The organism is Pseudogulbenkiania subflava DSM 22618 (assembly GCF_900177275.1).
GTDB classification, from domain to species: Bacteria; Pseudomonadota; Gammaproteobacteria; order Burkholderiales; family Chromobacteriaceae; genus Pseudogulbenkiania; species Pseudogulbenkiania subflava.
The window spans coordinates 1-24,211 of record NZ_FXAG01000024.1 but is presented as its reverse complement, the minus strand read 5'-3'; the positions used below and the strand labels follow the sequence as shown (position 1 = coordinate 24,211).

Annotated in this window: 30 protein-coding genes and 1 pseudogene; 17 read left to right on the top strand and 14 right to left on the bottom strand. The window is 62.3% G+C overall.

The genetic code is table 11. The annotated features are described in order from the left end of the window. Positions 1–18: 18 nt before the first annotated feature. From B9N72_RS17665 to B9N72_RS17655, 3 genes are all read right to left on the bottom strand, one after another. The gene (locus B9N72_RS17665) at positions 19–1,110 is read right to left on the bottom strand and encodes an inorganic phosphate transporter (RefSeq protein WP_085276296.1); all 1,092 of its coding nucleotides are present in this window, start codon (positions 1,108–1,110) and stop codon (positions 19–21) included. Positions 1,111–1,144: 34 nt separating this feature from the next. Then, entirely contained in the window at positions 1,145–2,182 is a 1,038-nt protein-coding gene (locus B9N72_RS17660) for a methyltransferase domain-containing protein (RefSeq protein WP_085276295.1), read from the bottom strand. A 61-nt stretch (positions 2,183–2,243) separates the two neighbouring features. Then, positions 2,244–2,882: a TIGR04282 family arsenosugar biosynthesis glycosyltransferase gene (locus B9N72_RS17655; protein ID WP_085276294.1), complete on the bottom strand. Its 639-nt coding sequence runs from the start codon at positions 2,880–2,882 to the stop codon at positions 2,244–2,246. 206 nt (positions 2,883–3,088) lie between these two features. Between B9N72_RS17655 and B9N72_RS17650 the strand changes: the two genes are divergently transcribed. Further along, the gene (locus B9N72_RS17650; protein ID WP_085276293.1) at positions 3,089–3,541 is read left to right on the top strand and encodes a hypothetical protein; all 453 of its coding nucleotides are present in this window, start codon (positions 3,089–3,091) and stop codon (positions 3,539–3,541) included. 57 nt (positions 3,542–3,598) lie between these two features. Here B9N72_RS17650 and B9N72_RS17645 read toward each other — a convergent pair whose 3' ends face one another. From B9N72_RS17645 to B9N72_RS17625, 5 genes are all read right to left on the bottom strand, one after another. Further along, on the bottom strand, positions 3,599–3,823 hold the full coding sequence (locus B9N72_RS17645; RefSeq protein ID WP_085276292.1) for an SHOCT domain-containing protein: 225 nt from the start codon (positions 3,821–3,823) through the stop codon (positions 3,599–3,601). Positions 3,824–3,937: 114 nt separating this feature from the next. After that, positions 3,938–4,159: an anti-sigma factor family protein gene (locus tag B9N72_RS17640; protein ID WP_200810937.1), complete on the bottom strand. Its 222-nt coding sequence runs from the start codon at positions 4,157–4,159 to the stop codon at positions 3,938–3,940. After that, the gene (locus B9N72_RS17635; protein WP_085276291.1) at positions 4,156–4,770 is read right to left on the bottom strand and encodes an RNA polymerase factor sigma-70; all 615 of its coding nucleotides are present in this window, start codon (positions 4,768–4,770) and stop codon (positions 4,156–4,158) included. Before B9N72_RS17635 ends, B9N72_RS17640 begins: the two co-directional genes overlap by 4 nt. 109 nt (positions 4,771–4,879) lie before the next feature. Then, the gene (locus tag B9N72_RS17630) at positions 4,880–5,836 is read right to left on the bottom strand and encodes an HD-GYP domain-containing protein (RefSeq protein ID WP_234985941.1); all 957 of its coding nucleotides are present in this window, start codon (positions 5,834–5,836) and stop codon (positions 4,880–4,882) included. Beyond that, on the bottom strand, positions 5,817–6,980 hold the full coding sequence (locus tag B9N72_RS17625; RefSeq protein WP_085276290.1) for an FAD-dependent oxidoreductase: 1,164 nt from the start codon (positions 6,978–6,980) through the stop codon (positions 5,817–5,819). Before B9N72_RS17625 ends, B9N72_RS17630 begins: the two co-directional genes overlap by 20 nt. 193 nt (positions 6,981–7,173) lie before the next feature. Between B9N72_RS17625 and mtnP the strand changes: the two genes are divergently transcribed. From mtnP to B9N72_RS17555, 14 genes and pseudogenes are all read left to right on the top strand, one after another. Further along, a complete protein-coding gene (gene mtnP, locus B9N72_RS17620; protein WP_085276289.1) occupies positions 7,174–8,046 on the top strand; it encodes an S-methyl-5'-thioadenosine phosphorylase in 873 nt (290 codons plus the stop codon). A gap of 148 nt (positions 8,047–8,194) precedes the next feature. Further along, positions 8,195–8,917, top strand: coding sequence for a TVP38/TMEM64 family protein (locus tag B9N72_RS17615; protein ID WP_085276288.1), 723 nt, complete (start codon positions 8,195–8,197; stop codon positions 8,915–8,917). A 93-nt stretch (positions 8,918–9,010) separates the two neighbouring features. Next, entirely contained in the window at positions 9,011–9,286 is a 276-nt protein-coding gene (locus B9N72_RS17610) for a BufA1 family periplasmic bufferin-type metallophore (protein WP_234985940.1), read from the top strand. Between the two features lie 11 nt (positions 9,287–9,297). After that, positions 9,298–10,161, top strand: a complete 864-nt coding sequence (gene bufB, locus B9N72_RS17605) for an MNIO family bufferin maturase (protein ID WP_085276287.1) — start codon at positions 9,298–9,300, stop codon at positions 10,159–10,161. Beyond that, positions 10,136–10,927 (top strand): HvfC/BufC N-terminal domain-containing protein, encoded by a 792-nt coding sequence (locus B9N72_RS17600; protein ID WP_085276286.1) that lies wholly within the window; start codon positions 10,136–10,138, stop codon positions 10,925–10,927. Before bufB ends, B9N72_RS17600 begins: the two co-directional genes overlap by 26 nt. Further along, a complete protein-coding gene (locus tag B9N72_RS17595) occupies positions 10,927–11,475 on the top strand; it encodes a DoxX family protein (protein WP_085276285.1) in 549 nt (182 codons plus the stop codon). Before B9N72_RS17600 ends, B9N72_RS17595 begins: the two co-directional genes overlap by 1 nt. 89 nt (positions 11,476–11,564) lie before the next feature. Beyond that, on the top strand, positions 11,565–11,828 hold the full coding sequence (locus B9N72_RS17590) for a thioredoxin family protein (protein WP_085276284.1): 264 nt from the start codon (positions 11,565–11,567) through the stop codon (positions 11,826–11,828). A gap of 10 nt (positions 11,829–11,838) precedes the next feature. Beyond that, positions 11,839–12,261: a heavy metal-responsive transcriptional regulator gene (locus B9N72_RS17585; RefSeq protein ID WP_085276283.1), complete on the top strand. Its 423-nt coding sequence runs from the start codon at positions 11,839–11,841 to the stop codon at positions 12,259–12,261. Continuing rightward, positions 12,258–12,527: a glutaredoxin family protein gene (locus tag B9N72_RS17580; protein ID WP_085276282.1), complete on the top strand. Its 270-nt coding sequence runs from the start codon at positions 12,258–12,260 to the stop codon at positions 12,525–12,527. The genes B9N72_RS17585 and B9N72_RS17580 overlap by 4 nt, the downstream gene beginning before the upstream one ends. After that, positions 12,517–13,212, top strand: a complete 696-nt coding sequence (locus tag B9N72_RS17575) for a cytochrome c biogenesis CcdA family protein (RefSeq protein WP_085276281.1) — start codon at positions 12,517–12,519, stop codon at positions 13,210–13,212. The genes B9N72_RS17580 and B9N72_RS17575 overlap by 11 nt, the downstream gene beginning before the upstream one ends. Positions 13,213–13,220: 8 nt before the next feature. Further along, positions 13,221–13,646, top strand: a complete 426-nt coding sequence (locus tag B9N72_RS17570; RefSeq protein ID WP_085276280.1) for a hypothetical protein — start codon at positions 13,221–13,223, stop codon at positions 13,644–13,646. A gap of 231 nt (positions 13,647–13,877) precedes the next feature. After that, the gene (locus B9N72_RS17565; protein WP_085276279.1) at positions 13,878–14,891 is read left to right on the top strand and encodes an IS110 family RNA-guided transposase; all 1,014 of its coding nucleotides are present in this window, start codon (positions 13,878–13,880) and stop codon (positions 14,889–14,891) included. Positions 14,892–15,308: 417 nt separating this feature from the next. After that, a pseudogene (locus B9N72_RS17560) lies at positions 15,309–15,503 on the top strand (heavy-metal-associated domain-containing protein); the annotation flags it as partial. Then, positions 15,500–16,192, top strand: coding sequence for a hypothetical protein (locus tag B9N72_RS17555; protein WP_085276277.1), 693 nt, complete (start codon positions 15,500–15,502; stop codon positions 16,190–16,192). The pseudogene B9N72_RS17560 and the gene B9N72_RS17555, both read left to right, overlap by 4 nt. A 225-nt stretch (positions 16,193–16,417) precedes the next feature. On the opposite strand, the gene merA is transcribed toward B9N72_RS17555, so the two are convergent. From merA to merT, 4 genes are read right to left on the bottom strand one after another with little or no spacing between them, the layout of a single operon-like run. Then, entirely contained in the window at positions 16,418–18,106 is a 1,689-nt protein-coding gene (merA, locus tag B9N72_RS17550) for a mercury(II) reductase (protein ID WP_085276276.1), read from the bottom strand. 36 nt (positions 18,107–18,142) lie between these two features. Further along, positions 18,143–18,565, bottom strand: coding sequence for an organomercurial transporter MerC (gene merC, locus B9N72_RS17545; RefSeq protein WP_085276275.1), 423 nt, complete (start codon positions 18,563–18,565; stop codon positions 18,143–18,145). Positions 18,566–18,580: 15 nt separating this feature from the next. After that, positions 18,581–18,856: a mercury resistance system periplasmic binding protein MerP gene (merP, locus tag B9N72_RS17540; RefSeq protein WP_085276274.1), complete on the bottom strand. Its 276-nt coding sequence runs from the start codon at positions 18,854–18,856 to the stop codon at positions 18,581–18,583. Positions 18,857–18,869: 13 nt separating this feature from the next. Next, positions 18,870–19,220: a mercuric ion transporter MerT gene (gene merT, locus B9N72_RS17535; protein ID WP_085276273.1), complete on the bottom strand. Its 351-nt coding sequence runs from the start codon at positions 19,218–19,220 to the stop codon at positions 18,870–18,872. A gap of 71 nt (positions 19,221–19,291) precedes the next feature. Between merT and merR the strand changes: the two genes are divergently transcribed. Next, a complete protein-coding gene (gene merR, locus B9N72_RS17530) occupies positions 19,292–19,699 on the top strand; it encodes an Hg(II)-responsive transcriptional regulator (protein WP_085276272.1) in 408 nt (135 codons plus the stop codon). A gap of 53 nt (positions 19,700–19,752) precedes the next feature. Then, complete coding sequence (locus tag B9N72_RS17525; RefSeq protein WP_143477796.1) at positions 19,753–20,709, top strand: site-specific integrase; 957 nt, start codon at positions 19,753–19,755, stop codon at positions 20,707–20,709. On the opposite strand, the gene tnpC is transcribed toward B9N72_RS17525, so the two are convergent. Together tnpC and B9N72_RS17515 are read right to left on the bottom strand one after the other, a co-directional pair. Beyond that, positions 20,697–21,056, bottom strand: a complete 360-nt coding sequence (gene tnpC, locus B9N72_RS17520) for a Tn3 family transposase post-transcriptional regulator TnpC (protein ID WP_085276270.1) — start codon at positions 21,054–21,056, stop codon at positions 20,697–20,699. The genes B9N72_RS17525 and tnpC overlap by 13 nt on opposite strands. 10 nt (positions 21,057–21,066) lie before the next feature. Next, entirely contained in the window at positions 21,067–24,078 is a 3,012-nt protein-coding gene (locus B9N72_RS17515) for a Tn3 family transposase (protein ID WP_085276269.1), read from the bottom strand. Between the last annotated feature and the right edge of the window lie 133 nt (positions 24,079–24,211).

Here is a 24,211-nt window from a genome sequence, read left to right as displayed (position 1 = left end):
TCCTCTCTTTGTTCTTTGTTACAGCGTGCGCACGGCCAGCGTTGCCAGCCAAGCGAGCACGGCGGCCAACGGCAGGGTGGCTAACCAGGACAGCACGATGTTGTTCACCGTCGACCAATCGATGCTGCGAGCGCCCGCACCGACGCCCGCGATCGCGCCGACTGCGACATGGGTGGTGGACACCGGCAGGCCGAGCTTGCTGGCAAGCAGCACCAAGGCCGCGGTGATCAGGTTAGCGGTCAGACCCTGCGCGCTATCCATCCGCGTCACACGCTGGCTCATCGTGACGGCAACCCGACGGGCGTAGAGCAGCCCACCGGCCGCCATGATCGCGGCGATCGCCAGCACCGAGACCGACGCCTGGAACAGATGCGAGGCCAGCAGCAAGGCGGCCAGCTTCGGCGTGTCGTTCACCCCGCGGGCAAAACAGATCAGCGCGCCGGACAGGGTGTGCACCTGATCGGCCAGGCGGGCGAGCGAGAAGCGCGCCATCGGCTGTGGCAGCGTGTCGCACTGCGCTTGCGGCGCGATGATGAGACCCGGCGCGGCAGCTTGCATCAGCACGGCGCCGTTTTCCGCCGGCTCCGCCAGCGAAACGGGCGGCAGCACGCACGCGCAGTGGTTCTGCATCGCTCGCCGGCGCGCCAAGGGATAGATCACCAGGCCGAGCGCGGCGGCGATCAGCGGGCTCGTCACCAGCGGCAACAAGAAACTGCCTGCCAGTTTGGCGTAATGGATCTCGCCGCCGTGCTGGCCGAGCGCCGCTCCGATCAAGCCGCCGATCAGCGCATGGGTGGTGGAAATCGGCAAGCCGGCGCGGGTGGCGATGAATACCGTCAATGCCGTGCCGGCGCCGACACTCGCAAGGAACAGCGGTGCGCTGGCGACGGCATCGGGCACCAGTCCCTTACCGGAGAACTGCTGTACCAGAGTGTCGGCCAGCAGCAGCGACACCGCGCTGCCGGCCACCGTGGCCACGGTAGCGAGAATGAGCGCGCTACGATAACTCAAGGTATCCGAGCCCCAAACGGTGGCGAATCCCTTGAAGTTGTCGTTGGCGCCGTTACTGAAAGCCACGAGCAAGGCGGCGCCTATCAACAGATATTCCATTTCGTCTTCCTTTGGCCGCTAAGGTGTGGCCCGTTCAGCAGCAGGCGCTGCTGACGGGCACGGACTCCCGGCTGAATGGCAGAGTGCTCCCGCATCCTTCGAACAGGCCGTAGTGCTGCGTGAAGTCGCCGATGAAGTCGAAGTGCGGGCCGAAGCGGCTGTCGTGCAGCATGCGCCAAGTATTGCCGCACACGGGGAACACGCGACCAGCCTCGATGTCATGATGCTTGTCGAGCATGAAGCGGTGCGGGTGGTGGGGCACCGTGCCGCGATAGATCACCGCCTGCCCGTAGTCCTCGCAGGCGTTTTCTAGTCCGTCCAGCTTGAACAGGCGGTAGGTGGCCGAATAAAAGCGGATGCTCCCTGCTTTTTCGGCCAGTTGCGCATCGTCAATCACCAGCGGGCGGTCCGTCACCAGGCGCGGGTCGGCAAAGCCGTGGCGCTGGGCCAGCCGGAGAAAGTCGTTCCAGTACAGCGCCCCGCCCAGGCATTCGCCGTACAGTACCGGGTCGTTGCGCACCGACTCGGGCACACGCCGGTCGGCGTAGACGTCGGAGAAATAGAATTCCCCGCCCGGTTTCAGCAGCCGATAGACTTCGCGCAGCACCGCCTGCTTGTCCGGCGACAGGTTGACCACGCAGTTCGAGACGATCACGTCGAAGCTGGCGCTCGCAAGACCGATCTCGTCGAGACTCTCGATGTAGCCTTGTGCAAACGACACGTTGTCAAAGCCGAACAGCTCGCTGTGGTAGGCATGGTGGCGTTCGGCGACGGCGAGCTGTTCTTCGGTCATGTCCACCCCGAGCACGTGACCGTGTTCGCCCACAAGCTGCGCCAGCACATAGACATCGCGCCCGGCGCCACAGCCCAGGTCGAGCACGCGGCAGCCTTCCAGCAGCGGCGGGCACACCAGGCCGCAGCCGTAGTAGCGGGCGGTCACTTCGGGATGGACCCTGGCCAGGAGCGGCTTCAGCCATGCGGGCGTTAGCGAGGGGTCACAACAGGCGGAAGTTTTCAGGTCGTCGGAGTGTTGCAACTGGTGGCCGTAGTAATCTTTGACGATATCGTGCATGACTCAACTTCCCTTGGAATCGGACGGGTATGCACCTTGGTCGCCACCCGGCGCGGTTTGCTTACACCGAGGTCGTGATGACTCCACCCGGTGACACCCAAGCAGCGGGCAGCCGCCGCAGATCCGCCGGTTCGTCGACGTCGTGCAGCATGGAGCCTTGCCGCAGCGACCAACCCAGCCTCGCGATGCGGCAAGTGGTATCGAACGCGACGGTATCGGTACTCCAGGCAATGTCGGAGAACAGCAGCGGGTGATAGCGGTTGAGCCCGAGCAAGGCGTAGCCGCCGTCGACGGTGGGATACAGCACCGCATCGTGCCGGCGCAGCGCAGCGGCCGCTTCGCGCAGCAACGCCGCGCTCATTTCCACGCAATCGGTGCCGATCAGCAGCACTGTCTCGCCGCGCGCGACGGCCTGCTCTGCGGCCCGTGCAAGGCGAGCGCCCAGGTCCCCGGCTCCTTGCTCCCCTATCGCAACCGCGCTGGGCAGGGTGACACCATGCCACTCCGGGGTGTCGATAGCAGGTGTCACCCGCAGCTCGATCGGCCCTAGTTCGGCCGCCAGCGCGCTATCCACCGTGCTATCGAGCATGCGCCGCGCCAAGTTGGCGGCTCCCTCCGCATTGAGTGCCGGGATCAGGCGGGTTTTGGCAAGCCCGGGGCGCGGGGCTTTGGCGAAAATGATGGTTCTGACCGGTTGCATCGTAGGCTTCCCCTCGTAGCATTCATTCACCTGTCTCTTGATCGACAAGCAATGAGCCGTAGTCGTGCGGGAGGGCTAGGTTCTTACATCAGTGCGCACGAGCTTTGGCGATTTTGCTGGCAGGACGATTCTGGAAATCCGGGTGTAAGAAAGGGGTTGGGGTGCACGACTACTGACCGTTTCGTTTAGTCGCTGGAGAGACTGCCATGAACTGGTACGCGCACCCCGAATCCTGGTCGTTTATTCTGCGCAGGTATCTCCCGCGTCTGGCGCTCTGCAGTCTGGTTTGGGAGATCGTGCAGTTGCCGCTTTACACACTGTGGGCAGCGCCGCGCGTGGGGTGGATCGCTTTTGCGGTCGCGCATTGCACCGTGGGCGATGTCATGATCGGAGCGACGGTCTTGATCCTCGCCATGATCCTGAGCGGCGCCGGTGAGCCCGTCAACTGGCCGAGGACAAAGCTCAATGTGATAACGGTTGTTCTTGCGGTTACCTATTCGCTGCTGAGCGAGCGAGTCAATCTGGCCAGCGGGAGTTGGGCGTATTCCGCATGGATGCCGGTATTGCCCGTGATCGAAGTGGGGCTGGCACCGCTGCTGCAGTGGGTCATCGTGCCTATTGCGACTTGGTGGTGGGCAAACCGACAGCCGCCAGCCTAAGCCAGTCGTCTCGGATAAGCCGGCCCACACGCCACGCCAGCCCCTCGGTCAGGATGGTTATTCTTGCAGCTCTCGGCGCTTTTGCTCGTATTCTTCCTGATTGATTTCCCCGCGCGCATAGCGTTTCTGCAAGATTTCGAGCGCTGAGCCCCGTCGAAGTCCGCGGCCGGCCAGCAGCCAGATCAGCGCGATGATGCCGAACACGGCAAGACCCCAGAACAGGATCATGAAGATCCAGCCGAATCCCATTCCCCAACTTGCGCCACAACCCCAGGACATCATCACAACCTCCTATTCCTACTCCATTCACCTGATACCTTCATAGCTCGGCATCACAGAAAGGCCGTGATCCAGCTCAAAACCTTGCATGGCCATGCAAGCTGGGGGCGGCGAATGCTACACATCCTGCGATGGAACGCTTGGCTCCGACTCACCCTCGTCCGGCTTGTGCGCATAGGTTTTAGCGATCAGCCGCAGCATCTGCATCTGCTTACCGAAGTTGCGACAGCCAGAACACATCATCGTATGCATGTTGAGCGCCATCCGTTCCTTGATGACCAGGTGGCGTTCCAGCGATTCGGAAAGCAAGCGCGTGGCATTGAAGCAGTTCAACATCATTGGACTCCCTGAGCGAACCAGTTGTTTTCCAGGCATTCGCGCAAGCGCAAGCGCGCCCGGTGCAGCATCACGAACAGATTGCTGACAGTGATGCCAACGGCTTGGCAGATCTCCTCTTTTTCCAGCTCGACGACTTCGCGCATCATGAACACCCGAGCCTGTTGCGGCGGCAGCCGCTCGAGGCAGGCTTCGAACATCTGCCAGAACTGCTTCTGATGAAACGATGCCACTGGGTCACTCCACGGGATCGGGCGCTCATCCGGCTGCCAGAAGCCCTTGCGATCGAACAACGAGGTGAAATCTTCCCCTTCCTCTTCCTCGCGCAGCAGCCGGCTGGCATCGACTAGGCGCTGATTGCGCCGCAGGATGTCGGCGATCTTGTTTTTCAGAATCGCCAGTACCCAGGTCTTGAGCGCCGCCCTGCCACCGAACGAGCCGGCGTTCTTCAGCGCACCGATCAGTGCCTCTTGCACCGCGTCTTCTGCCGCGTGGCGATCGCCCAGTTGCAAGGTGGCGAACTTGAGCATCTGCCGGCGCAAGTCCTCGATAAAGTTGCTGTCGTGCAGGGCATCCCATGCCAGCGACGCGGCTTGGCCGTTTTCATGGCTCATTTACAGACCTCTTCTCGATTTCGTTCTTGGCCCCACTATAGGTGGAAACACATCCAATGCATTGCCGACGATGCGCGACCGTATCGCAGCCTTGAGCAGGGGGGCATCGTCACGCCCCGGCGGTCGAGTAATGCTGCTGCATGAGCTCTCGCACCGGCATCGCGCGCACCGCAGCCTCCACCGCACGCGCGATTAGCGCTTCGTCGACAACCGTTTGCAGCTCGGCTGGGGTACCACAGCGCCCTGTAGGCTCGGCCAAGAGCGCACGATCGCCGTCCACAAGCACGAATTCACCGCCGCAATTGCGGCAGTAGACATGCTCGCCCGGCAATTGCTCCCGCCTGATCGTAAGTGTCGGGCCACACATCGGGCAAGACTGCAATGGAATGCCGTCGTCACTATGGCCGCGGATATGATCGAGCTGGCCTGCTTCGCCGAGCTCGATCAGCAAGCGGCCGAAACCTTGGTCGAACTGGTGTCCCAAGTAATCTCTCACAATGCCCAGTGTGCACTCCTGCGGCATGCCGGCACGGTAAGGTCGATGGCTGGTCATCGCATCGAAGGCGTCGCATATCCCTACGATCCGGGCTTCCAACGGAATGCTTTCGGGCTTCAAGCCGCGTGGATAGCCCAAGCCGTCTGGGCGCTCGTGATGTAGGTAGACGGCGTTCTTGACCAGGCCGGCTAGTGGATGCCCCGCAAGCATGTGCATGCCCATTTCCGGGTGCGTCTTGATTACGGCGTATTCTTCGTCGCTCAAGCTAGCCGGCTTGCGTAATATGGCATCCGGTACTCCGATCTTGCCCAAATCATGCAGGAACCCGCCCAAGCTGATGCGTGCGACTTCGGTCGGTTCCAGCCCGGCGGCCTCGGCAAGCAGGCGTGCGTACTGCGAGACGCGCCACAAATGCCCGCCGGTGTACGGGTCGCGCGCCTCGACAAACCACGCCATCACCATCAGGCTCGCCAGCATCTGGCTGAAACCGATTGCCGCCTCGCCGTCCGGTTCCGGGCAATCAGCCCGATGCAGCAGCTGAACGACCCGCTCAATGAGATTCATGCTCATATGGTGACTCCTGTAAAGGGTGGTATGGCTCCGTCACATCGTGTGGCATACGATGACGGCGGATGAAACGTCGATCGATCCAGTCTTTCCAGTGCCAGACCCAGGCGCCCTCGGTGCTCCAGCTTCCCCAAGAAGCGATGGCGTGCTTGGGACCGGTCGAGATCAGATAGAGTGAGCAGGCGCGCGGGACATACGCGCGCATGGCGCCACCTTCCAGCGCGGCGCGCAGGTTGTACGCCAGTACCGGACCGGCATGCACCGCATGCACGCCGGAGCGCGCCACGGCCGCATCTTCGCGCGCACAGACGTCGCCGGCGGCGAACACGTGCGCGTGTGAACGGCTACGGTGGGCGTCGTCCACTGCGACATAGCCGTCTGGATCGAGCGCCAGTTTGGACAGCGCGAGCCAGCATGGCGCCCTGGCGCCGGTGGCGGCGACGATGCGATCCGCCGCCAAGTGTTCGCCATTGGCCAGCAGCAGTCCGCTGGCCGTTCCGGCGGCGCGCGAGCGATGCACGGCGATGCCACGAGCGACCAGCCAGCGCTCCGCCCGCGCGACGACCGCCGGCGCATGGCCTGCCAACAAGTCCGGGCCGGACGCCACCAGGTCGACTTGTGCGTCGATACCGCCCCGCACGAACCCCTGGCGCGCGGCAAACGCCAATTCGACGCCGGCGGCCCCGCCGCCGACCACGGCCAGACGAAAACCGGCACGGCTTACCGCCTGTTCGAGTACTTGCGGCCAGGCGGCAACAAAGCTGCCAAGCGGGCGCACCGGCAGCAGCCGCCGTTGCGCCGCATGCAGCCAGGAGACGTCTGTCTCACTGCCGACGTCGAGCGACAGCAGGTCGTACTCGAGATACGTGCCATCGGGCAAGACAATACAGCGGCGCTCTGCATCCAGCCCGGCCACCGGCGCCAGAATCAGCCGCGCGCCGGCCGCCCGCGCCAGTGGCTGCAGGTCGATACCGCACTGATCCAGCCGGTAGTGGCCGGCCATCCAGCCCGGCACCATGCCTGAATAAATCAGCTGCGGCTCAGGTGTCACCAGCAGGACCTCGGCCGCCCGGAGCCGGCGCATTGCCAGCGCGCGCAGTACGCCGAGATGGGCATGCCCGCCGCCGACCAGGATCAGGCGCTTCATGGCCGCCTGCCTGCCCGATTCGGGCAGGAACGATGCCGAGCGCGCATCATGGTCTTATTCATAGCCGCCATCTCTTCAATTGTTGGACTGTCTGTAGTCGTGCCATGGCCTCGCTTTCTTACAGATGGGTTGTAAGATCCGCTTCCTTCCCTGCGACTACAGTCCGAAGGTTGCTCAAACAGGAGGAGATCACATGTCGCAAGCCAGAATCGGCATCATCGGCGGTAGTGGGTTGTATCAAATGGAAGGAATCGAACAGGCGCGGGGATATGAGCTGACCACCCCATACGGCACGCCGTCCGACCGGATCGTGACCGGTGTCTTGCACGGCGCACCGGTCGCGTTTCTGGCGCGGCATGGTCGCGACCACCGCTACCTGCCAAGCGAAGTTCCATACCGCGCCAATATCTACGCACTGAAAGCGCTCGGCGTGCGCTACCTGATCTCGATTTCTGCGGTCGGCTCGCTGCAGGAACCGTTGCGCCCGCTGGATATGGTGCTGCCCGACCAGTTCATCGACCTGACCCGGCGGCGTGACAGCACTTTCTTCGGCAATGGCGCCGTCGCGCATGTTTCGATGGCTGCGCCCGTCTGTTCCGTGCTCGCCGATGTGCTCGCGCAGGCGGTTCACGACACCGGTCTCGACAACATTCAGCTCCATCGGGGTGGCACCTATGTCTGCATCGAAGGCCCTGCGTTCTCGACCTATGCCGAGTCGCAGTGGTACCGCAGCATCGGCGGCAGCGTGATCGGGATGACCAACATGCCGGAGGCCAAACTCGCGCGCGAGGCGGAGATGGCTTATGCCACGCTGGCCCTGGTCACCGATTACGACTGCTGGCACCCAAGGGAGGCACACGTCACCGCCGAACTGGCCATCGCCAACCTGATGCAGAACGCCGCCAACGCGCAGCGTGTGGTCAGCCAGGCGGTACGGTGGCTGGCACTCGACTGGCCTCGCTCGGCTGCGCATGACGCGCTCGCAGCCGGGCTGGTCACGCGACCGGCGGCGATGGAACCAGCAACCCAAGAGCGCTTGGGGGTGTTGATTCGTGACTATCTGTGAGTCGCGTGCCGAATTTTTCCAGTTTTGTAAGCAAACGGCTTGGCTGAGCGACCGATACGCGATCGCTGATGCAACCGCATCGCCCCCCAAAAAAACCGGCCGGGCGCGAGCAAAACACGCGCCGCGTGTGACAGCGCAGGAAATCGCAATGAAACCCGACCGCACCACGCCAACAGACCACCGCCCGTCATCATGGCGGCGGCTGGAAATCGTTGCCGTGCTGCTGGCGGTCGGTGGCTGTGTTTTCTTGGTCTTATGGCTGGTGCCGCACCGCTTGTCGTTCGACTTTCCTGCCACAGCACAAGGAATCGTACGGTGGGTACGCTCGTTGGGCGCATGGGGCGTAGTGGGGTCGCTCCTGCTGATGGTGGCGCATTCTTTTCTGCCGTTTCCCGCCGAGATGGTCGCGCTGGCCAACGGCATGGTTTATGGTCCGTTTTGGGGCGCGGTTATCACCTGGTGTGGTGCGATGCTGGGGGCGGCAACCGCCTTCGGGCTCACCCGGCGACTGGGCCGGCCGTTCGTCGAGCGGTGGATGACGCCGGGTTCTCGGCGTGAACTAGCGCGCTGGTCGCAGCTGCATGGTGCCACCGTGCTGTTGGCCTGCCGCTTGATGCCGGCGATTGCCTTCAACCTGATCAACTACGCGGCCGCCTTGGCCGGCCTCTCGTGGTGGACCTTTCTGTGGACCACCGCGCTCGGCATTCTCCCGTTGACGATCCTGCTTGCCGTTCTGGGCGACCGCATTCTGACCATCCCGTTCACAGGCTGGCTGCTGATGAGCCTTGCTGTCGCCATGACCGGATGGCTATTGATCCGGCTGCGCGCCAGGGCACGGCGCTCGACGGATTCGAGTAACGGTACGTCGTAAAAGTTGCGTGCCGACGCATCCGTGTAATGGATCCTGCAGGCCACGCGACTAAGTCGGCACCGGAATATTCCGGACATCCAACAGGAGACCACCATGCAATCGCAAAATGTCATCAAGGCTGCCTTGGCACTGAGTTTGATTGGTCTGGCCGCAGGCGGCCAGGCCGCAGAGAAGAAGATGGAACAGCCCGAGAAGAAAATGGAACAGTGTTACGGCGTCAACGCCGCCTACAAGAACGACTGCAAGGCGCCTGGCCACTCCTGCGCCGGCCAGGCCACCAAGGCGCGCGACCCGAATTCGTTCGTGGCGATGCCGGCCGGCCTGTGCAACAAGATCGAAGGCGGTTCGACCAAGCCGAAAGAATCGTAAGGAGGCCGCCGATGCTCGCCGCCACGTTGCCGAACACTGAAATTCCGGCGCACGCCGGTATCGGCCTGCGACCCATACACTTTGCCCAAGTGCTGGCCGAGCGGCCGTCCGTGCCGTGGTTCGAAGTGCATAGCGAGAACTTCTTCGGTGCCGGCGGCGAGCTGTTGTCCGTGCTGGAGGGGGTGCGGCGCGACTACCCCATCAGCCTGCACGGCGTCGGATTGCACCTGGGATCGGCCAGCGGGCTCCAGCACGATCACCTGGCCAAACTCGGCCGGCTTGTCGATCACATAGACCCCGGCCAAGTCTCGGAACATTTGTGTTGGGGCGCAGTCGACGGGCACAGCCTGAACGAACTGCTTCCCCTTCCCTATACCGAGGAAGCGCTGGATCTGATGATCGAGTGCGTCCTGGAGACTCAGGAGTTTCTGGGGCGGCAGATTCTGATCGAGAACGTGTCGAGTTATCTGAGTTATCGGCACTCGACCATTCCGGAATGGGAATTTCTGGTCGCCCTGGCCGAGCGCAGCGGTTGTGGCCTGCTGTTTGACGTCAACAACGTCTACGTCAACAGCGTCAACCATGGCTTTGACCCGCAGGAATATCTGCATGCCATCCCAGCGCACGCGGTTGGCGAGATGCATTTGGCCGGATTCAGCCGCAAAGAGGGTTTGCCGGTGCCCTTGCTGATCGATACCCATAGTCGCCGCGTCGACGCGGCGGTGTGGGCGCTATACCGCGAGGCGGTGCGCCTATTGGGCGCCAAGCCGACGCTGATCGAGTGGGATCAGGATCTGCCGGCGTTCGCGGTCCTGCAGGACGAAGCCCGACTGGCCGAGGAGATCCTCCGTGACTACCGCCCCGTCCTTGCTTGAGTTGCAGCGCGCCTTCAGCCGTAGTGTGTTCACCGGCGATCCGGCCGGGATCGCGCCGTGGGTCGCACCGCACGGTCTGACTGCCGATGAGCGCCTGCAGATCTACCGCAATATGGTGTTCAACACGCTGGGCAGTGCGCTGAAGACCAGCTATCCGTCGGTACTGCGCCTGGTTGGGGAAGACTGCTTTGATGGTGTGGCTGCCCGCTATATCGCGGCCGTGCCATCGCAAAGCAGCAATCTGCAAGACTACGGCGCGGCGTTCCCGGACTTCCTGGCGGCCATACCGGAAACCGCCGAACTGCCGTACCTAGCCGACATCGCCCGCTTGGAATGGGCGCGCCAGCTGGCTTACCTGGCGGCGGAGGCCACGCCGCTTGCACCGGGGCGCTTGACCGAGCGGTCGGAAGACGAGTTGGCCAGAACCGTGTTCGTGCTCCACCCCAGCGTTCATCTGATCGACAGCCGCTATCCGATCCTCGACATCTGGCGCTTTTGCCAGGAGGCCGACAGCCAGGATCGGCTGCAACTGGGCGGGCATGGCCAAACAGTGTTGCTCTGGCGCAGCGACACGCAGATTGCGATGCAAACCATCTTACCCGGCGGAGGTTGCTTCATCGCCGGACTGTTGTTGGGAATGCCGCTAGGCATGGTAATCGACAAGGCGCATGCGCAGGACCCTGCCTTCGACCTGGCGGCGCACCTGCACCTGCTCTTGCAGAACGGTCTGCTGATCGATGCTCATATTGAACAAGGGAGATCATGATGAAACACTGGATTCAGTCAGTTGCCGACAGCTATGGGCGCCTGGTCGGCTGCCTGGAGCAGGCCGCACCATTAAGTTTGCTGCTATTCCGTCTCTGGGTGGCGCTCGCCTTCTGGCGCGCCGGCGTGGTGAAGTGGGATGACCCGGACAGCACCCTGGCGCTATTCCAAAACGAATACCACGTCCCCCTGTTGCCGCCGGAGTTTGCAGCGCCACTCGGCACCTTTATCGAACTGGTGTTCCCATGGTTGCTCGGGCTTGGCCTGCTGGGCAGACCGGCTGCAGCCTTCCTGTTCGTCTACAACATCGTCGCCGTGATCTCGTACCCGGAACTGTGGCCAAACGGCATCTGGGCCGATTTCTGGGGCAACGGCTTCGTCGACCACAAGATCTGGGGCATGATGCTGCTCGCGCTGACCGTTTACGGCCCGGGCAAACTGTCGATCGATGCCGCCCTACAGCGCTGGGTTATGCCACGTTGGCTGCGCCACGATGATCGCTTTCCACTCACCGGCGACAAGGAAAATCCGCAGGAAAAATCCACTTGACCCTGGAGCTTACTCCAAGGTTTATCCTTCAAGCGTGGGGAACGTGGCATCTCCGCGTGATCCTACCCCATGATTGAAGGAGCCTGGAAATGTCAATGAAACGCAAGGTGGAAGTGTTCAGCGCCGGTTGCCCGACCTTCACAGACGTCGTGTCCCTGGTGCAAGGGCTGGCCTGCCCGTCGTGCGAGGTCGATGTGCTCGACATGCGCGATGTCGCCGTGGCAAAGCAGGCCAAGGCGCTCGGCGTGCGCTCGGTACCGGCCGTGGCGATCAATGGTCAACTGGCCGGCTGTTGCGCAGGACGCGGCATAGACGAAGCGAGTCTGCGCGCTGCCGGTCTGGGTCAGCCTTGAGCGCTGCGCTATGTTGACCATTGGCAAGCTGGCCCAGGCGGGCGACATCAGCGTGGACGCGCTGCGCTACTATGAGCGCGAGGGGTTGATCGCCCCCGCAGCCAAGACCGACAGCGGCTACCGACTGTATGAGGAGGATGCGGTGCGCCGCGTCCGCTTCATTCAGCACGCCCAGGCCTGCGGCTTCACGCTGACGGAAATCCGCGAGTTGCTGCATCTACGCCAGAGCGACAGAGCCTGTTGCAACGATGTGCGGCAGCGCGCCATCGAGAAGAAGCTTCAGCTTGCAACCAAGATTCGCGCCATGCAGGTGATGTCCGCCGCGCTCGACCGGCTGATCGCCGAATGTGCCGACGGCACGCAGTCAGTCGATGACTGCCCGATCCTGGCCGCCTTGGAACAGGTCGATGACGACATGGAGCGTGCGTCGTGAAAGTCGAACTGTTCTATGCGCCGGGTTGCACCAAGTGCACCGCCACGAAGGCCGATCTCGAGGCTGCCGCCGAAATGGCCGCGACAGGCGTGGAGTGGTGTGAAATCAACGTGCTCGACTCGCTCGACCGCGCGGTCGAACTGGGCGTGTTGACGCTGCCGGCGCTCGCCATCGACGGCCAACTGGTGTTCACCACGCTGCCCACACCCACACAGCTCGCAACCGAATTACGGCATCGCCGGGGAGTGCAGGGTCATGGAGCTTGAAGCACTGCGGCAGGCCGTGGCGCAGGGCGCCTTGGGCGCAAGCGGCGTCAGCCTGCTGGCGGGCCTGTTCTTCAGCCTCAATCCCTTGGTGCTCGCGGCGCTTCCGGTGCCGCTCGCCTATGTGATCCGTGCCAGGTCACCGAAGGACGCCGCCCGCTACGGCCTGATGTTCCTCGCCGGCATGATTGGCGCGCACGCGCTGCTCGGCCTGCTGGCCGGTTTCGGCGGTCAGTGGGTAGAGACGCTGGTGGGCCGTTACTGGGGGCTCGTTCTCGGGCCGTGGCTGATCGGGCTGGGTCTGCTGTGGACCGGATGGTTCAAGCTTTCCCTGCCTGCCTTCGGATTCAAAGCCGCGCGCGCCAAAACGGCGTGGGGGGCGTTCGCCTTGGGTGTGCCGTTCTCGGTTGCAGTCTACCCGGCGTGCACGCCGGCGCTGGTCGTGCTGCTGGGCGCTTCGGCCGCTGGCGGCTCTCCCGTTCTGGGGATGGCAATGCTGGCCAGTTTTGCCGTGGGGCGCGCCATTCCGCTTGCGCTTGCGGCCTCGGCGGTGGGGTGGATGGAACAGCTGAGACCGCTGGGGCGTTTCCGGCGATCTTTCGAGCTGGCAGGGGGCATCCTGCTGATGTTCACCGGCCTCTACCTGCTCAACGCCTACTTTGTTTTCGTGCCGGCGCTGGCGGGATAGGAGCGATCATGACATCTGGCCAAGCGCACCCATCCAGCTCCCCCTCGGAATCCACTGCGCGGGGCACGACGCTACACTGGCTTGCGCTGCTGTCGTCGTCGGGCACCTTGGTCTGCTGTGCGGTGCCGATCCTGCTGGTTTCCATCGGCCTCGGCGCGACCGTGGCCACGATGACCAGTGCGCTCCCCCTGTTGGTCACCCTGGCTGCGCACAAAGCCTGGCTGTTCGCCGGTTCGGCCATGCTTCTGGCGTTGGCCGGCTATGCCACTTTTCGCACAGGTCGAGCCTGCCCGGCCGATCCAACCCTGGCCGCGGCCTGTCAGCGAGCACAGCGCCTGAGCGTGCGCCTGTTCTGGCTGTCGCTCGCCATCTGGGGCATCGGCTTCCTCACGGCCTATCTCGCCTTGCCGATACGCATCTGGCTGGGCTACTGAACCACTGGTGGTGAAAGCGATGGAGGTTCCCATGCGCAAGTTGACATTGAAAGCGGGATTGGCTGGCCTGGCCCTATGGCTACCGCTGCTGGCCTGGGGCACACCGATACAGGTCGTGGACATCGACGTGCAGGGCCTGACCTGAAAATCATCTAGCCGGCCTCCCGCCGCCGCAGTTGCGGCGGGGTTAAAGTGAGTTTGCGAACTTGCAATAACCATCGGAGGCCGGAAATGAAATATAGCGGAATTGACCTGCACTCGAACAACAGTGTGGTGACCGTGACGGATGAAGAAGACCGAGTCGTGGCGGAGAAACGGTTGCCCAACGACTTGGCGAAGATTCTGGCATTGCTCTCGCCCTGGCGCGAGGAGTTGGCGGGGGTCGTGGTCGAATCGACCTTCAACTGGTACTGGCTGGTCGATGGTTTGCAAGCGGCGGGCTTCAAAGTGCATCTGGCCAACACCACGGCAATCAAGAAATACGAAGGACTCAAGCACAGCGGCGACGAAACCGATGCGCGCTACCTTGCACACCTGCTGCGGCTGGGGATTCTGCCGACGGGAACGATCCTGGCGCCGGAGCAACGCGCCGTGCGTGATCTGGCCAGGAAGCGCATGCAACTGGTGCGCAGTCGCACCACGCACATCCTTGCTGTCGAGAACATCACCGCCCGCCAACAGAGTGCCCGTATCAGCAGCAATCAAGTGAAGCAATTGACGGCCGATGCCGTCGATCGAATGCCCTGGCCGGAAGATGTGGCGCTGGCGGTCAAAACCAACGTGGCGGTCATTGCCACGCTTTCCGCGCAAATCGATCTTCTTGAAAAGCGTCTGCAAGAAAAGGTGGGGGCGCGAACGGAGTACGGACTCCTCACCAGCGTGCCGGGCATCGGCCAGGTGCTGGCAACCACGATCCTGCTCGAAACGGGACCGATTGATCGCTTTGCCGCCGCCGGCAACTTTGCTTCCTACGCCCGCTGCGTCGACAGCGTGCGCACCAGCAACGGCAAGAAAAAAGGAGAGGGGAACACCAAGAACGGCAACAAGTACCTGGCCTGGGCGTTCGTCGAGGCGGCCAACTTTGCGCTGCGCTACTGCGCCGAAGCGAAGCGTTTCTACGAACGGAAGAAGGCGAAGACCAACAACGTGGTGGCGATCAAGGCGCTGGCGCACAAGCTGGCGCGAGCCTGCTTCCACATTCTGAAGGAGCGCAAACCGTTTGACGTGACGCGCTGCTTTGCATGAGTAACGACGGCGGCCGGCAAGCCCGGATTTGGGGACTGGAGTGACAGCCATTTGGTCTGAATGGGATGTCGTGCCGCCGTCACCGATTTGCAGTACAAGCGGATCGCCCGCAACGTGAGCCAGCCAAGGATTGGCGCCGGGGAACCGGCAACCACGGGTCTGTGATGAACCCATTGGACACGCTGCGGCACCAACGTTCTTCTGGGGCGGCGAAGCCGCCAGGGCGACAGGCAGTTTCATTGCCGCTCGCTTGATCCTGATGGGTGTCTGGCGCGATTCGTCGCAGCCATGATTTGAAGAAACGGGCGTGATCGGCAACTGCAAGCGGTGGATGAAGAGATTGAAAACAGGCGGCTGGCGCCGCCATGGGTTTGTGCGTTCGCTTGACTTGGGCCGGCTAATGGGTGTCCCTTTTGTGTTTACGGCTTGTCAAAGAACCTCGGCAAGACGGCGGGAGTCGCCAAGGCGGAGGTCGATCTCGATGCGCACCGCGCCCGCATCGAACTAAAGCCCGGCCAGCAGCCCGACATCGAGCAGTACAAGAAGATCATCCGCGACGCCGGCTTTACTCCAGGCGCCGCTCGCGTGCACAGTGAGGAGGGCCGGCCATGAGGGCCATTCCCATTGCCCTGCTGCTGATCGTCGGCACGGCCGCGCTGCCCGCATCGGCCATGGGGCTGCGCGCCTTCGTGGCGCTGCCGTTGGAACAGGGAGGCAGTGTAGTGCGGCCGCTGCTGGAACACGACCGCGACGCGGATACGACCCAGCTCACCACGGAGTTCGCCTACGGTCTGTCCGCTACCCAGACCCTCATGTTCGCCCTTCCATACCGCATCGCTGGCGGCAGCGGACAACGTGCCGGCGATCCGATGGCGTTCTATCGCCACCAGCTCTGGTCGGCTGACACCAATGTCGGCACCGCGCGCTGGTCCTTGCTCGGCGGAGCGGTGCTGGATCATGACGGCCATGCGCGAGCGCAGCTCGGCACGATCGCCACCTGGTTCCGCGAGCGACACGAAATCGACGCCGACCTGGTGGCAGTCGGACGCGGCAACGGTAATCCAGCCAGCGCCCGCTATGACCTGTCGTGGCAATACCGCCTGAATCCTGGCGAGCGCGCCTGGTGGATGTCGGTGCTGGAACTCGGCGGGCGCCGGCACAAAGGATCGAACATGACCCAGCAACTCACGGTCGGGTTGCAGCACATCGACGGACCATGGGTGATTGAGGGTGGGGTTGTGCACGACCTCAACAACCGCCACGACACCTCGGTGTTGTTGGGCATGCGCCACCACTTCTGAGAATGGGTCGTCCCCGATGGGCCCCGTCATTCTTGAGTCCGTCTTGACCTGCCCGCACTGCGGCTTCGCCAAGCATGGAAACCATGCCCACGGACGCCGGTCACTTCTACTACGAGTGCAGCAACGGCAAGACGCTGCTACGGCCCAAGCCGGGGACTGCTGCGTGTTTTGCTCGTCTGGGCCAGACGCGACACCGTGTAGGCGTTCATCGAAACCTCCTTTCCCTCATCCGGCGCAGCAGGATAGCTGCTTCACATCCTTGTTGAAGGTCTGCGCCGCGAGTTTCAGTCCCTCGACCATCGTGAGATACGGGAATAACTGGTCGGCCAGTTCCTGCACCGTCATGCGGCTGCGAATGGCCAGCGCTGCCGTCTGAATCAGCTCGCCCGCCCCCGGGGCCACCGCCTGCACGCCGATCAAGCGCCCACTGCCGGCATCGGCCACCAGCTTGATGAAGCCGCGTGTGTCGAAGTTGGCGAGCGCACGCGGGACGTTGTCCAGCGTGAGTAACCGGCTGTCGGTCTCGATGCCGTCGTGGTGCGCTTCTGCTTCGCTGTAGCCCACCGTCGCCACCTGCGGATCGGTGAACACGACTGCCGGCATCGCCGTCAGGTCCAGCGCCACGTCGCCGCCGGTCATGTTGATCGCCGCACGGGTGCCGGCTGCTGCCGCGACATAGACGAATTGCGGTTGGTCGGTGCAGTCGCCGGCGGCGTAGATGTGTGGCGCACTGGTGCGCATGCCGCGGTCGATGACGATGGCCCCCTGGGCGTTGACCTCGACACCTGCCACTTCGAGATTCAGGGAGCGAGTATTCGGCGCACGGCCGGTGGCGACCAGCAGCTGGTCGGCGCGTACTTCGCGGTGTTCGGTGGTCAGCACGAATTCCCCGTCCGCATAGGCGACCTGGCTCGCCTGGGTATGGTCCAATACCTCGATGCCCTCGGCGCGGAACGCGGCTGTTATGGCCTCGCCGATGGCCGGGTCCTCGCGGAAGAACAGCGTGCTGCGCGCCAGGATCGTGACTTGGCTACCCAGCCGGGCAAAGGCTTGTGCCAGCTCCAGGGCAACGACCGACGACCCGATCACGGCCAGTCGCTCGGGGAGCGTGTCGTTGGCCAGCGCCTCGGTGGAGGTCCAGTAGGGGGCGTCCTTCAGACCAGGAATAGGCGGAATCGCGGGGCTGGCGCCGGTGGCGATCAGGCAGCGGTCGAACGCTACCACGCGCTCGCCGCCGTTGCTCATGCGCACCGTAATGTGGCGACCATCCTGGAAACGGGCCTCGCCGTGTAGCACGGTGATGGCCGGGGTGCTCTCCAGGATGCCTTCGTACTTGGCATGGCGCAGTTCATCCACTCGCGCCTGTTGCTGCGCCAGCAGCCGCTCGCGCTGGATCGTCGGCGGTGTGGGTGGCATGCCGCCATCGAACGGGCTTTCCCGGCGCAGATGGGCGATATGGGCAGCACGGATCATGATCTTGGACGGTACGCAGCCGACGTTGACGCAGGTGCCGCCGATGGTGCCGCGCTCGATCAGCGTGACCCGTGCGCCTTGCTCGACGGCCTTCAGCGCCGCCGCCATCGCGGCCCCGCCGCTGCCGATGACGGCGATATGCATCCCATCGCCGATGTGGCCGGCCTTGTTGTCGCCCCCGCCGACCCATTCCTTTACCCTGTCTAACAGTCCACCTGGCACCGGAGCAGCTGGAGCGTCGGCCAGCGCTGCGCGATAGCCGAGCCCAGCGACGGCGGCAATCAGGGCATCAGGGGACGTGCCGGCTTCGATGGTGAGCCGGGCGCTGCCCTTGGCGTAGGACACCTCCGCCGCTTGCACGCCGGGCACGTTTTCCAGCGCCTCTTTGACGTGGGTCGCGCACGAGTCGCAGGTCATTCCGGTGATCTTCAACTGTGTCATATAGTTGTTCCTCTCAATTTGTTGTGACCAAGACGGTCAGCCGTGCTTCGCGGGCAACTCGCAGCCGTCCGGGCTACAACGGCGATGCGCCGGCGACACCAGATCCCAGATCGAGATGCCGACCATCAACGCCAGGCCGGTGTACACCAGGCGAGCCGTCCACCAGTGACCGAGCAACCAGACCGTTCCGGCGAACACGATGGCCGGTCCGATCATGCCGAGCAGGCTGCGGTGCCATTGCCGGTGGCGCAGCCAGCCCAGCGCATTCGCCAGCAAGGCCAAGGCGGCGAACAGCGGCAGCAGCTTGGAGATGAACAGCCCTTCGTATTCCTGCAGGAAGCCCAGGCCGATGGCCGCACCCAGGCTGGCGAGCGCAGGAAAACAGACGGCGCAGCCCATCGCCGAGAGGACGGCACCGAGTGCCCCGGCCTTGTCGGTGATACGCGCAATCGGTTTCATGGCATCACTCCAGACTCAGCGTTTGACGCTGGACGGGTAGCCCGCGTCCGCAGTTGCCTTGGTCAACTTCTGCACGCTGGTTTTGGCGTCATCGAAGGTGACGACGGCCTCGCGCCTCTCAAAACTCACGTCGGTCTTGCTCACGCCTTCGACCTTGGAGAGCGCTTTCTTAACCGTGATCGGGCAGGCGGAGCAGGTCATGCCGGGCACCGCCAGGGTGACAGTTTGCGTGGCAGCCAAAACCGGGGTTACGACGGCAGCAAATGCGATGGCAGCAAGCAGCTTTTTCATGGTGGATTCCTGATCAATAGAAGAAAGGCAACACGTAGGGGAACCCGAGCGCGACCACGACCAACGCGGCCACGATCCAGAAAATGAGCTTGTAGGTGGTGCGCACCTGTGGAATTGCACAGACCTCGCCCGGCTTGCAGGCTGCGACCGGTCGGAAGATACGCCGCCAGGCAAAGAACAGCGCAACCAACGCCGCGCCGATGAAGAGCGGACGGTACGGCTCCAACACGGTCAGGTTACCGATCCAGGCCCCGCTGAACCCCAAGGTGACCAGAACCAGCGGCCCCAGGCAGCAGGTCGAAGCGAGGATGGCGGCCAGCCCGCCGGTGACAAGGGGGCCACGCCCGCTTTGCGGTTCTGACATGAAATTATCCTTTCGAGTTTTTACTTGATGGTTTAACGTTAGTTCCGTAGTCAGGTACGGAGTCAAGCGACATGAAAGAAGATTTGGAGAACCTGACCATCGGTGCCTTTGCCAAGGCGGCCGGGGTCAATGTCGAGACGATCCGGTTCTATCAGCGCAAGGGCTTACTGCTCGAACCGGACCGGCCCTACGGCAGTATCCGCCGCTATGGCGAGGTGGACGTGGCACGTGTGAAGTTCGTGAAATCGGCCCAGCGCCTGGGCTTCAGCCTGGATGAGATAGGTGAACTGCTGAAGTTGGAGGACGGCACTCATTGCAGTGAGGCGGCTGAATTGGCCGCCGTGCGACTCGCCGACGTGCGCGCCCGCCTAGCCGACCTCGCGCGGATGGAGATGGTGCTGTCAAAACTGGTCAGCGAATGCTGCGCGCAGCAGGGTCATGTGTCCTGTCCGCTGATCGATGCGTTGCACGGCGGTTGAACGAGGGGAGTTCGACTCAGCGTGCTATTTTTCCGAATTCTGTGAGCTCCCTTATGACTAAACTAGATGATTACCTTGCCGCGGCCACCCGAGAGAACACCCGGCGCAGCTATCAGTCCGCCATCCGCCACTTCGAAGTCGAATGGGGCGGTTTTCTGCCGGCGACCGCCGATAGCATCGCTCGCTATCTAGTCGACTACGCCGAATCCCTGGCGATCAACACCCTACGACAACGTTTGGCCGCCATCGCCCAATGGCACGTCGAGCAAGGCTTTCCCGACCCGACTAAAGCGCCGGTGGTGCGTAAAGCCCTCAAGGGCATCCAGACGCTTCACCCCACACAGGAACAGCAAGCCAAGCCGCTGCAGATCGACCACCTGGCCCAGGTCGTCGACTGGCTGGATCAGGCGATCGGCTTGGCAAAGAGCCGACAAGATCTGGCAATGGAATTGCGCCACACACGAGACAAAGCCCTACTGTTGCTCGGCTTCTGGCGCGGTTTCCGCGGGGATGAACTGGTGCGCCTACAGGTCGAGTATGTCGAGCTGGAACCCGAACAGGGCATGCGCTGCTTCCTCCCGCAGAGCAAGGGTGACCGCCAGCTACAAGGGAAAACCTACAAGGTGCCGGCGCTCTCGCTGCTCTGTCCGGTGACAGCCTACACCGACTGGATCACGGTGGCGGGGCTAACCAACGGGGCGGTGTTTCGTGGCATCGATCGCTGGGGGCACGTACGCGAAACGGGGCTGCACATCAACAGCCTCATTAAGCTGATGCGCAGCCTGTTTGCCCAAGCGGATCTGTCCGCTCCGGAAGGTTTTAGCAGCCACTCCCTGCGCCGCGGCTTCGCCGGCTGGGCCAATGCCAACGGCTGGGATGTCAAAACCCTGATGGAGTACGTCGGCTGGAAGGACGTGAAGTCGGCGATGCGCTACATCGATGGCGCCGATCCTTTTGCACGTCAGCGCATAGAGCGCAGCCTGCCGTCATTGCCGTCTCAATCGCCCTGATCTGGCCTCAACTCAGCCAACGGCTCCACTTGCTCGGCTGCCTGCAGGAAAACCTTCGCTAGGTCACGGAACTCGTTCGCCAGTTCGGCGGCTTCCTCCCAGATATCCAGATCACCTGATGGCCGAGACAACGGGTTGCCATTCAGTACCGTGTGGGCCATGCCATGCAGCCGGAGCAGATCGTCCCGGATGCCGCCGATAGGTTTTAGCCGGGCTTGTAGTCCATCCAGCCTGTCGACCAGCTTCAGCAACGATGTCGTGTCAAAGCTGTCACGTAACGACTCGAGTCGCTTGGCATCGACGTCGCCATAGGGCGTCACCTGAAAGGTCGGTTCTGGCAGATCCATGTCATCTCCCTTACGTTGGCGTCGTGTGGCGCTGACGCCGAGCGATGGCCACCGCCTGCTGGAAAGTGTCATCGTGAATCCATGCTTCATGGGGCCGTTTGAGCTTCAGGTTGTACTCACCAAAGCGCTTCACATGGCTGACCTGGTAGGGGCTCAGGAAGGACACATCTTCTTCAGAAATTTTCCAGCCCTCCCGTTCCAGGACATTGAGCGTGCGCATCATGTCCACCGTGTTCTGCAGAATGAGTGCCGAAGCGATCAGGTCGTTGTAACGAAGGCGCTTCTGCTGTTCGTCCGGCTCGTTGACGGCAATGACATCACCACCAAAGGACAGCCACTTAGCGAAGCCGTTGTACGACTCGATCTTGTTGGTGTTGGCGGTCACCTCCTGGCGCAGCTCACGACTGCCAACCCATTCCAGCAGAAAGCCCGTGCGCACCACATTGCCAAGTTGCTGGGCAGCGAAATACAGGCGGTTCTTGCGGCTGTAGGAGCCCAATTTGCGCAGCAGTGTGGCCGAGGAAATCTTGCCGGCATGGATCGAGAGCGCCACCTGCATCAAATCCTGCCAATGCTTCTCAATGAGATCCCAATCCGCCGACTCGTCGAACAGGCGGTTGATATGCTGATATTTGGTGGCCTTGTCGGGCCGGTACAGGGTCAGGTTTTTCCAGTTGCGAATTCGCGGCATCAGCTTGATGCCCAACAAGTGGGTGAAGGCGAAAACGGTGGCAGACTGGCCTTGCGTATCCGCGTGCACCGTATCCGCCTCGACGCTCAGTCCTGCCTTCAGCAGGCCCTCGATCACATAGATGGCCTCCCACACGCCGGGCGGGATGAAGTGCCGGAACACGGCAATGTAGTTGTTGGCCACATGCCGGTAGGCGACAGCCCCCATCTTGCGGTAGCGGAAATGGTAGCCGGCCAGCAGGTTTTCGTCGTAGAAGTCGTACTGGGTACCGTCGGCTGCCACCGTCTTGCCATCGCCCCAGAGTTTGGGGAGGTCGAGCCGCAGGTAGACCTCGTTCAGCTCCCGTTGAGCGGCCTCCAGGCTCTCCAGCGAGAGGTGGCGACGGTTCACGAACGAGAGCATGTGGGCGGTCACGTTACTGTTGGCCAGGTGCCGGGCCGCCTGGGTAGGGCCAAGATTGCAGCCCATGGCGAAGATGGTCATCAGGTAGCGCTCGGCCGGCTGCTTTAATTTGGCCTCGTTGCCGGAGAGTGGTCCGAAGTGACGGGTAAAACCCATCCAGTGCTCAATATTGGCCAGCACATCCAGAATGTGTCGTGCCGGCATACGCTGGGTCAGCGCGTTCTGCAGCGAAATCGCGGAAGGCGGTATTTCCCGGGCGGTGACTTTCCGCAAAACCGGCTCACCGTTGGCGTCGAGCGCCACGTCACCACGGCATGTGGGAAATTTGTCGTCGAGTTGCTGTGCGGTCTCGGTCAGCCATTCACGCAGACCGCTCACGAACGACTCGGCATTGGCCGGCAGTCCAATTTTCTCGCAATAGGCCGGCAGCAACGCCTCACACTCCTCCCAAGGCAGCAGCTGCTCGCGATAATCGGCAAACTCTTCGGAGCCCGTCACGCTGAGGTCTCCAGAGCGCAGTTCATCCGCCAGATAGGAGAAAACACAGACCTCCAGGACGCGCCGATTTACACCAACCCCGTGCCCTAGCGACTGGAGTAGCAGCTTGCGCCAACGGTCCGATGCAAACGACAGGTCAACGTTTTCATCGATCCATTCAATCCGGTGCTTGTCGTGATAGGTTTGGATGACATCCAGTGCGTCCACTAAGGCCGTATCCTGGCTGGTGGGGAGAATCTCAATAAGACTGACTAGGCGGAACAAAATCGAACGATGGCTCTTGAAGTGTTTCCAGACCAAGGGTAGGTAATTGCTGCCGCTGGTGGCCTGCACCTGAGCGCAAGACAGGCGAATCTGATTGATGCCACCCACCGGTACCAGGTATTCCCGAATCTGGCCACCGGCCTTAGTGTCGTCCGGCTCTTGCTCGAGAATGGCCATTACGCTATCGAGCGTGCCAATCAGGCGCTCAACCTGGCCACGCTGTTTGGTCTGGATCTGCTCCAGCTCTTCCTTTGCCCGCTTGTGAATCGTGGTGACCCGGCGCAGGAACATCTCGGTGAGCTGATCACGGGCGCGAACCTGCATCCGGTGAATCAGTGCCAGCATGAGGGTGTACCGCTTGGGCTCGGTACATTCACGTAGTTCGGAAACATCATAAGCCTGCGCTTGGCTTGCAAAGTGGCGGACCTTTGTATCCGGCACCCCGGCGAATATGCCGTCCATTTTGCCGAGCGACTCGAGCCAGTCCAGATGATCGACCAGCATCTCAAGGTGCTTGCGAGTCGATCGCTTGGCCGACTTCTTCAGGTCGTTGTACTCGCTTTGCCGACGCTGAAGACTATCGGTCTGAAGCAACGTCGTAAGGGTCGTGATGTGGCTGGGGGAGAGCCGTCCGAAGACGGTACTGAAAATTCGTCCCTGGAGCTCTGCGTGCACACGTTCGGCGAGCTCATCCAGCGTACGAAACGCCGGCAGCTCAAAGCGTTGGCTTACCAAGCCTTCGATCACGGCATTGATGATGTCAACCCGCTGGTCCAGGAGCTCTGCAGCAGAGTAGGCGCACTTCTGTGCAGCCTCTGTTGCCGCGTGCCCATAGGCTGGGGAGACCTGCAGATAATCACGAACTGCCGCCATATGACGGTAGAGCGTGTGCTTCCCCGAGTAGTCAACTTGCACACGCTTGCTGTAACCGAAGGCATCGCGAATATGATCGATGATAGGCACAGGGATTTCATCAATCGCAGGGAAGTATCGCAAGTGTTGGAAGCTCTTCAGCAGGACGGCAAGGCCCAGCCGCAACGAAGCTGATGGGGTTTTGGTTTTCACCCACTCAACCTCGTATTCCTCAGGAGAAAAGTGCTGCTTTAACTCCTTGGGACCGTAGGAGGGAGAGAAGATGGGGTATGCAGTACGTTCAACCGACGCCATACAGCCTCCAGCGCGACTAACAGCAAACGATTGGCATAATGCCACGTTGTCATATCTGGCGACAACAACCAAACAATATCAACTGGTTATGATGTTGCATGGGGGAAATTCGGCTTCATCCCGGTCATACCCC

Excerpts from the sequence above, each read along its gene's own strand:
- B9N72_RS17665 (WP_085276296.1), bottom strand. The coding sequence starts at position 1,110 with ATGGAATATCTGTTGATAGGCGCCGCCTTGCTCGTGGCTTTCAGTAAC.
- B9N72_RS17660 (WP_085276295.1), bottom strand. The coding sequence starts at position 2,182 with ATGCACGATATCGTCAAAGATTACTACGGCCACCAGTTGCAACACTCC.
- B9N72_RS17655 (WP_085276294.1), bottom strand. The coding sequence starts at position 2,882 with ATGCAACCGGTCAGAACCATCATTTTCGCCAAAGCCCCGCGCCCCGGG.
- B9N72_RS17650 (WP_085276293.1), top strand. The coding sequence starts at position 3,089 with ATGAACTGGTACGCGCACCCCGAATCCTGGTCGTTTATTCTGCGCAGG.
- B9N72_RS17645 (WP_085276292.1), bottom strand. The coding sequence starts at position 3,823 with ATGATGTCCTGGGGTTGTGGCGCAAGTTGGGGAATGGGATTCGGCTGG.
- B9N72_RS17640 (WP_200810937.1), bottom strand. The coding sequence starts at position 4,159 with ATGATGTTGAACTGCTTCAATGCCACGCGCTTGCTTTCCGAATCGCTG.
- B9N72_RS17635 (WP_085276291.1), bottom strand. The coding sequence starts at position 4,770 with ATGAGCCATGAAAACGGCCAAGCCGCGTCGCTGGCATGGGATGCCCTG.
- B9N72_RS17630 (WP_234985941.1), bottom strand. The coding sequence starts at position 5,836 with ATGAGCATGAATCTCATTGAGCGGGTCGTTCAGCTGCTGCATCGGGCT.
- B9N72_RS17625 (WP_085276290.1), bottom strand. The coding sequence starts at position 6,980 with ATGAAGCGCCTGATCCTGGTCGGCGGCGGGCATGCCCATCTCGGCGTA.
- mtnP (WP_085276289.1), top strand. The coding sequence starts at position 7,174 with ATGTCGCAAGCCAGAATCGGCATCATCGGCGGTAGTGGGTTGTATCAA.
- B9N72_RS17615 (WP_085276288.1), top strand. The coding sequence starts at position 8,195 with ATGAAACCCGACCGCACCACGCCAACAGACCACCGCCCGTCATCATGG.
- B9N72_RS17610 (WP_234985940.1), top strand. The coding sequence starts at position 9,011 with ATGCAATCGCAAAATGTCATCAAGGCTGCCTTGGCACTGAGTTTGATT.
- bufB (WP_085276287.1), top strand. The coding sequence starts at position 9,298 with ATGCTCGCCGCCACGTTGCCGAACACTGAAATTCCGGCGCACGCCGGT.
- B9N72_RS17595 (WP_085276285.1), top strand. The coding sequence starts at position 10,927 with ATGAAACACTGGATTCAGTCAGTTGCCGACAGCTATGGGCGCCTGGTC.
- B9N72_RS17590 (WP_085276284.1), top strand. The coding sequence starts at position 11,565 with ATGTCAATGAAACGCAAGGTGGAAGTGTTCAGCGCCGGTTGCCCGACC.
- B9N72_RS17585 (WP_085276283.1), top strand. The coding sequence starts at position 11,839 with ATGTTGACCATTGGCAAGCTGGCCCAGGCGGGCGACATCAGCGTGGAC.
- B9N72_RS17575 (WP_085276281.1), top strand. The coding sequence starts at position 12,517 with ATGGAGCTTGAAGCACTGCGGCAGGCCGTGGCGCAGGGCGCCTTGGGC.
- B9N72_RS17570 (WP_085276280.1), top strand. The coding sequence starts at position 13,221 with ATGACATCTGGCCAAGCGCACCCATCCAGCTCCCCCTCGGAATCCACT.
- B9N72_RS17565 (WP_085276279.1), top strand. The coding sequence starts at position 13,878 with ATGAAATATAGCGGAATTGACCTGCACTCGAACAACAGTGTGGTGACC.
- B9N72_RS17555 (WP_085276277.1), top strand. The coding sequence starts at position 15,500 with ATGAGGGCCATTCCCATTGCCCTGCTGCTGATCGTCGGCACGGCCGCG.
- merA (WP_085276276.1), bottom strand. The coding sequence starts at position 18,106 with ATGACACAGTTGAAGATCACCGGAATGACCTGCGACTCGTGCGCGACC.
- merC (WP_085276275.1), bottom strand. The coding sequence starts at position 18,565 with ATGAAACCGATTGCGCGTATCACCGACAAGGCCGGGGCACTCGGTGCC.
- merP (WP_085276274.1), bottom strand. The coding sequence starts at position 18,856 with ATGAAAAAGCTGCTTGCTGCCATCGCATTTGCTGCCGTCGTAACCCCG.
- merT (WP_085276273.1), bottom strand. The coding sequence starts at position 19,220 with ATGTCAGAACCGCAAAGCGGGCGTGGCCCCCTTGTCACCGGCGGGCTG.
- merR (WP_085276272.1), top strand. The coding sequence starts at position 19,292 with ATGAAAGAAGATTTGGAGAACCTGACCATCGGTGCCTTTGCCAAGGCG.
- B9N72_RS17525 (WP_143477796.1), top strand. The coding sequence starts at position 19,753 with ATGACTAAACTAGATGATTACCTTGCCGCGGCCACCCGAGAGAACACC.
- tnpC (WP_085276270.1), bottom strand. The coding sequence starts at position 21,056 with ATGGATCTGCCAGAACCGACCTTTCAGGTGACGCCCTATGGCGACGTC.
- B9N72_RS17515 (WP_085276269.1), bottom strand. The coding sequence starts at position 24,078 with ATGGCGTCGGTTGAACGTACTGCATACCCCATCTTCTCTCCCTCCTAC.